At 36.5% G+C, this 7,141-nt stretch carries 7 protein-coding genes; 5 read left to right on the top strand and 2 right to left on the bottom strand.

Annotation, left to right across the window (positions count from 1 at the left end; all coding sequences use genetic code 11):
- Positions 1 to 85: 85 nt before the first annotated feature.
- Positions 86 to 736, bottom strand: coding sequence for a protein-L-isoaspartate(D-aspartate) O-methyltransferase (locus tag ACE3RB_RS19490; RefSeq protein WP_002977994.1), 651 nt, complete (start codon positions 734 to 736; stop codon positions 86 to 88).
- Between the two features lie 100 nt (positions 737 to 836).
- Complete coding sequence (locus ACE3RB_RS19485) at positions 837 to 1,484, bottom strand: hypothetical protein (RefSeq protein ID WP_374465732.1); 648 nt, start codon at positions 1,482 to 1,484, stop codon at positions 837 to 839.
- A 134-nt stretch (positions 1,485 to 1,618) separates the two neighbouring features.
- Here ACE3RB_RS19485 and ACE3RB_RS19480 point away from each other — a divergent pair, with 134 nt between their 5' ends.
- From ACE3RB_RS19480 to ACE3RB_RS19460, 5 genes are all read left to right on the top strand, one after another.
- Complete coding sequence (locus ACE3RB_RS19480) at positions 1,619 to 2,581, top strand: Gfo/Idh/MocA family protein (RefSeq protein ID WP_374465731.1); 963 nt, start codon at positions 1,619 to 1,621, stop codon at positions 2,579 to 2,581.
- Between the two features lie 457 nt (positions 2,582 to 3,038).
- Complete coding sequence (locus ACE3RB_RS19475; RefSeq protein ID WP_374465730.1) at positions 3,039 to 4,769, top strand: cellulase family glycosylhydrolase; 1,731 nt, start codon at positions 3,039 to 3,041, stop codon at positions 4,767 to 4,769.
- Positions 4,770 to 4,834: 65 nt separating this feature from the next.
- Positions 4,835 to 5,713, top strand: a complete 879-nt coding sequence (bla-A, locus tag ACE3RB_RS19470; RefSeq protein WP_374465729.1) for a CGA/CIA family class A beta-lactamase — start codon at positions 4,835 to 4,837, stop codon at positions 5,711 to 5,713.
- A 31-nt stretch (positions 5,714 to 5,744) separates the two neighbouring features.
- Positions 5,745 to 6,155 carry a hypothetical protein gene (locus ACE3RB_RS19465; protein ID WP_374465728.1) on the top strand — a complete coding sequence of 137 codons (411 nt, stop codon included), beginning with the start codon at positions 5,745 to 5,747 and terminating at the stop codon, positions 6,153 to 6,155.
- A 10-nt stretch (positions 6,156 to 6,165) separates the two neighbouring features.
- Positions 6,166 to 7,056: a 3-hydroxybutyryl-CoA dehydrogenase gene (locus tag ACE3RB_RS19460; protein ID WP_374465733.1), complete on the top strand. Its 891-nt coding sequence runs from the start codon at positions 6,166 to 6,168 to the stop codon at positions 7,054 to 7,056.
- Positions 7,057 to 7,141: the final 85 nt, after the last annotated feature.

Raw genomic sequence — 7,141 nt, 5'->3', positions numbered from 1 at the left:
GTACCCAGGACCGGGATCGAACCGGTACTCCTAAGAACTGGTGTTTGAGACCAGTAGGTCTGCCAATTCCGTATCTGTGATACAATTATTGATTGGTACTTCCAAGCATCGGAACAAATTTATACGCCCCGAATTCTTCTTTTTCAAATTCTGTGGGACCTACCTTGGTAAATCTGTATAAAACCTGTTCATCCGTAGGACCTAACGGAATCACCATTATTCCTCCTACATTCAGTTGTTTCAATAATTCTGTCGGTAAAGTAGAAGCTCCACAGGTAACGATAATCTTATCAAAAGGAGCAAAGGTAGGAAGCCCGGCAAAGCCATCTCCAAAACTCTGGAATTTTGGGAACAGATGAAGCTCCCTGAGTTTCTTTTTAGAAAAATCAAAAAGATCTTTCTGTCTTTCTACTGTGTAAACATGGGCTTTCATTGCCATTAAAACAGCGGTCTGGTAACCACATCCGGTACCAATCTCCAACACTTTTTCACCAGGTTTTACCTTCAGCAGCTCAGACTGCTCCGCTACCGTGGAGGGATGGGATATGGTCTGGTGTGCCAGAATGGGAAATGCCCTGTCTTCATAGGCAAAATCTTCAAAAATACTTTCGATAAAAAGGTGTCTCGGAACTTCACTCATAGCCGAAAGTACATTTTCGTCTGAAATTCCAATTCTGTTTCGAAGGTAATCTACTAAAATCTTTCTTTTTCCTTTATGTACAAACGAATCCTGCATTTGACAAAAATAAGAAATTAGAAATTAGATTTCAGAAATCGACCGAAAGAATTATCCACAAAAACAAAGCTGTCATTTGTTAACTGCTTTTCTTTTATTTTTAATTCCATTTTATCGGATAAGGTCCGTAAAAATCACTGAAGGTATTATCTGCACATCTTTTTCTTACAAAAAAGTTATAATTCACCGTTTTACTTAATCCTATATAAACAGCTTTTTGACCTGAGATCACCTGTTCTCCGCTTGCCGGTGGTGCAGGACTGGTTGTCAAAACAGTTTCATACATGGAAACGCCATCACTTTCCCAGGTTACTGTAGCATCAAAAACAGAAGAATTAACAGAAGAAGTTGTTTTTGAATAGGTTGCATACGCTGGTTTTATACAGGTGGTTGTATTAGTCGCCAATACGGTAACAGGTCCTGCCCAGTTGCTCCGGCCATTGTCAACTCCGCAGTTTTTTCTTACATAAAGGTCATATTTACTATTCTTATATAACGGAAGATTGCAGGAATTCTTACTGGTTACAACGGTTGTTCCCTTTCCTAAAGTGAAACCCTGCTCTCCGTACTGTACCTCATAATATCCTTCACCCTGGCTGATCATGTTCCAGGAAAGCAGGTTACTCCCTTTTTCAAATATCAGATTTGTAGGAGTTCCACATTTAGGCTGCGGGTCATATGGACTGTCTCCTATACATCCCGTAGTAAGTAATCCAAATATAAATACAATCGAAATTATTCTTTTCATAGTTATTTTTCAGGCCTTGAATTTACTGCAATTTCTTTAATGAACAGATTGTTTAATCTTAAAAATCTCCAAGTAAAAAGTCATGTATTTTAATAAATGTACATTCACTATCTTTACAAAAATTTAATACAGCTATGTTAAAAGCAGGTTTGGTAGGTGCCGGACACTTGGGAAAAATACATTTAAAACTTCTTAATCAGTCAGATAGATATGAATTTGTAGGTTTCCATGATAAAGATGTTGAAAACGGAAAGAAATTAGAAGCCGAATTCGGGTATAAATATTTTGAAAATTTCGATGATTTACTGGAGCAGATCGATATGCTGGATATTGTCACCCCGACGATTTATCATTACGATTATGCTTTAAAAGCCATTGAAAAAGGTCTTCACTTCTTTATTGAAAAACCGGTAACCCAGACTCTTGAGCAGGCAGAAGAAATTTTACATTTATGCCAGGAAAAAGGAATCAAGGCACAGGTAGGACATGTTGAGAGATACAATCCCGCTTTTATAGCGACTAAGGAATACATCAGCAACCCAATATTCATTGAAATCCACAGGCTGGCAGAATTCAATCCACGCGGTACAGATGTTTCTGTTGTACTGGACCTGATGATCCACGATCTGGATATTCTGTTGAGTATGGCGAAATCTAAGGTTAAAAACATCCACGCAAGCGGTGTCTGTGTAGTAAGCAAAACTCCGGATATTGCCAATGCAAGAATAGAATTTGAAAACGGATGCGTAGCTAATCTTACGACTTCAAGAATTTCTATGAAAGCCATGAGAAAAAGCAGGTTCTTCCAGAAAGACGCATATATTTCTGTTGATTTCCTTGAAAAAAAGGCAGAAGTGATCAGAATGAAAGATGCTCCTGAAAACCCTACTCCATTTGATATGATTATTGAAAATGCAGATGGGGAAAAGAATCAGATCTTATTCGAATATCCGAATATTCAGCCTAATAATGCAATTTTGGATGAATTAAACTCTTTTGCAGATGCCATCACAGGGGATAAAAATGTAGAGGTTTCTCTGGAGGACGGAACTGAAGCGTTAAAAGTGGCTTTAGAGATCATGAAACTGATCAGTTAAAAATACATTACTTTTCTAAGCAATAATTAAATGCTATCTTATAATCCTGAGTAATCAGTTATAAGATAGCATTTTTAATTTTTGATGTTATTTATTGCAAACTTACACGCAAAGGCTTTATTTCAGTAACGCATTATTTTAAGGAAACAAAGGAAGAATCGATTTTCAATCGATTTGATGAAGTTGCGGGTTTATTAATTAATGTATAATTTGTTTTTTAAGAAACTTATATAAAGAAAAACGGTTATTAATAATTACAGATTTACCAATAAAAAATCTTTTTCAAAATAAAAAAACAATATATTTGAAGAATAATTCAATACAATATTGAAAGATTTTATTTTACATATATGGATATCTAATACAATAAATGAGCTGAATACAGATTCATTGTGTGCTGGCATCATTCATTATAATTTCTAATATTTCCTTATTATTTTAAACTATTGAAACCACTATGAAAAGAGCTATTCTATTATCCGCGTTTTTATTGTCTCAATTTGGGACATCACAATTACTGAAGACTTCCGGACAAAAAATTGTTAATGATAAAGGTGAAAATGTCCAACTGAGAGGCCTTGGCCTTGGCGGCTGGATGCTTCAGGAAGGTTATATGCTGAAAACTGCTGATTTTGCAGGACCACAGTATAAGATTAAGGAAAAGATTGCAGAATTAATCGGTGAAGACGGCATGAATGCATTTTACAAAGCTTACCTGAAAAACGGCATTACCAAACAGGATATTGATCTTCTGGCCAAATCCGGATTTAATTCGATAAGGCTTCCGATGCATTACAACCTTTATACCTTTCCGATTGAAAAGGAGCCGGTAAAAGGGAAAAATACCTGGCTGGAAGAGGGTTTTAAAATGACAGATGAATTACTGAAATGGTGTGCCGACAATAAAATATACCTGATCCTGGATCTTCATGCAGCTCCGGGAGGTCAGGGAAATGATGTCAACATTTCTGATAATGATAAGTCTAAGCCATCACTTTGGGAAAATGAAGAAAATCAAAGAAAAACAATAGCGTTATGGAAAAAACTGGCAGAAAGATATAAGGATCATCCATGGATCGGAGGGTATGACCTGATTAACGAGCCTAATATTAATTTTACAGGCAAAAATCCAAATGGTACAGATGAAATGTCGAATGCCCCGCTTTGGAAACTGCAGAAAGATATCACTGCTGCAATCAGAGTAGTTGATAAAAAACATATGATCTTCATTGAAGGCAACGGATGGGGAAATAATTACAACGGGCTTCCTGCGCTTTGGGATAACAATATGGCTTTCAGTTTCCACAAATACTGGAATTATAATGATGATCAAACGTTAAAATTTGCACTAGATCTCAGGGAAAAACATAATATTCCGATCTGGCTGGGTGAGACCGGTGAAAATTCCAATGTATGGTTTACCGAACTGATACAGCTTCTGGATAAGCATAATATCGGATATGCTTTCTGGCCTATGAAAAAGATTGATAATATTGCCGGCATTGCGAATGTAAAAATCACCCCTGAATATGAAAAGCTATTGGATTACTGGAAAAACGGCGGAGAAAAGCCAACAAAAGAATATGCCCAAAAAGCATTAATGCAGATTGCCGATCATTACAAACTGAGCAATACGGAAGTTAAAAAAGATGTTATTGATGCAATGTTCAGGCAGACAACAGATGCTTCAACAATGTCATTTAAAAATCATCAGGCTCCGGGAAGAATATTTGCTTCAGAGTATGACCTTGGAAGAATGGGCTCAGCTTATCTGGATAAGGATTTCATTAATCTTTGGGTAAGTGATCCGGCCAAAAGATCAGAATGGAACTTTGGGCAGCAAATGAGAAATGATGGTGTGGACATCTATAAGTGTAATGATAAGATTACGAATCAATATTATGTAGGAAAAACGGAATCCGGAGAATGGCTGCAGTATACGGTTCAGTCAAAAGGGGATAAAAATTATACATTTGATATCAGATATTCGGGAGCAAAAGATTCTGATATAAGAATTGAGACCGCTTCCGGAAAAGTCCTGGCCAATGTATCACTGCCATCCAGCGGGGGAAATGAAAACTGGAAAACAGTTTCTGTAAAAAACATTCCGCTTCAGAAAGGAGAAAACAAAATCAGAATTTTCTTTGAAAGTGATGGTGCCAATCTGAATTATTTTGAATTGAAATAGTAATAATTGTCTTAAATTGCAGCTCTCTTCTTATCTTCAGAAGAGAGCTTTTTAATTTCCGTATTATGAAAAAAACAGCACTTCTTTTTCTTTTGATTTCAGCATTTTCATGGGCTCAGACCTCTTTATTGGAACAAAAAATTAATTCAATCCTTAAGAACAAAAAAGCTACGGTTGGGGTTTCTGTTCTCGGTTTTGAAAATGGCGTTAAGTACGATAAAAACGGAGATAAAAAACTCCCGATGCAAAGTGTGTTTAAATTTCACATTGCTGCAGCAGTTCTGAATGCCGTAGATCAGGGAAAACTTTCTCTGGATCAGGACATTATGCTGGATAAATCGAATTTACTGGAAAATACATGGTCGCCGCTTCGTGATAAATATCCGGCCGGAAATGTTGAAATTCCGTTAAGCGAAGTGATTGAATATACGGTTGCCAAAAGTGATAATAATGGCTGTGATATTCTTCTGAAGCTGTTGGGAGGAACCCAGGTTGTTCAAAAATTCATGGATTCTAAAGGAGTAAAAGGTTTTCAGATCAAATACAATGAAGAAGATATGCATAAAGACTGGAATGTTCAGTATGAAAATTACAGCACAACAAAATCCGATGCTGATGTCCTGAAAAAGTTTTATGACGGAAAGTTATTATCCAAAAAATCTACAGCGTATCTGATGAAAGTAATGCTTTCTACTTCAACCGGATTAAATAAAATGGTGGAACAGCTTCCCAAAAATACACCTGTCGCAAGAAAAACGGGAGCCTCAGGGAAAAATAAAGCAGGCTTAACAGGCGCAGAAAATGAAATCGGAATCGTTACTTTACCCAACGGGAAACATTATGCATTAGCTGTATTTGTCAGTAATTCAATGGAAACGGATGCTGTAAGCTGCAGGATGATTTCTGATATTTCGAAGGAGGTTTGGGAATATTTTAATAAATAAAATTTTAAGCTTATTTTTAAAGCGATTTAACATGAAAAAAATAATAGTAACAACTGCTCTGTTTGCATTCACCTTCTTTTATTCACAGAAGAATCAGAATTATTTGGAGATCAGCTATGGCAGCATATGCTGTGGTCCATCATCAGATAAGCCTGTCATCAGTTTTCTGAAAGAATTTAAAAGAAAATACCAGATCAAAAGCCTCGAAGTCCTGATACAAAAAGGAATGGGCAGAGAAGGTGAATACACATTGTATGTTGGTACAGATTTTCTGACCAAAAATCAGAGAAGCAGGCTTGTAAGAGGGCTTACGGCTACAGTTTCGAATCAGAACAACAACAAGGAACAAAGCAACAAAGGAAATGTCAGTTTTGATCCGACAGTTACAGTTTCACAATCGGATCTTGCACAAGTAAAAAATTTAACTATCTATAAAAAATAAAGGAAAAATGATCAAAAACATTGTAGTTATCGGAGCGGGGACCATGGGAAATGGTATTGCACATACTTTCGCGCAAAGCGGTTTTAAAGTAAATCTTGTAGATGTATCTCAGGAAGCTCTGGACAGAGGTTTAAAAACCATTACTACGAATCTTGACAGAATCATTGCAAAAGGAAACCTTACAGAGGAACAAAAAGCAGAAACGTTAGGAAACATCACTACCTTTACAGCACTGAACGACGCTGTAGGCACTGCAGACCTTATCGTAGAGGCTGCTACGGAAAACCAGGATCTTAAACTGAAGATCTTCGGACAGATGGATGAACTGGCTCCTGTCAATTGTATTCTTGCCACCAATACTTCTTCTATTTCTATTACAAAAATTGCGGCAGCTACCAAAAGAGCTGATAAGGTAATCGGTATGCACTTTATGAACCCGGTTCCCATCATGAAGCTGGTAGAGATCATCAAAGGATATTCCACTTCCAAGGAAACTTTCGATGCGATCTATGAAATGAGCAAGACTTTAGGAAAAGTTCCTGTAGAAGTAAACGATTATCCTGGTTTTGTGGCTAACAGAATTTTAATGCCAATGATCAATGAATCTATCGAAACACTTTATAACGGTGTAGCTGGCGTAGAAGAAATTGATACCGTAATGAAACTGGGTATGGCTCATCCGATGGGTCCGCTTCAGCTTGCAGATTTTATTGGTCTTGATGTATGTCTTGCTATCCTGAATGTAATGTATGACGGATTCAAAAATCCTAAGTATGCTCCGAATCCATTATTGGTAAACATGGTAATGGCAGGGAAACTTGGTGTAAAATCAGGGGAAGGTTTCTACGATTATTCTGAAAGCAAAAAAGCTGAAAAAGTTTCAAAAATGTTTTTGAAGTAATTTTAAGTCAATAATTTTATTTATCTTTGAGAAAGTTAAAACATTAAAAAAATGAAATTACCAAAGTTTTTATTAGCAGATAATT

Origin of the sequence: Chryseobacterium sp. (genome assembly GCF_041914225.1) — a bacterium.
Classification (GTDB): Bacteria; Bacteroidota; Bacteroidia; order Flavobacteriales; family Weeksellaceae; genus Chryseobacterium.
Note: the sequence above shows the minus strand (reverse complement) of the source record. Positions and strands in the feature narration are given on the sequence as shown.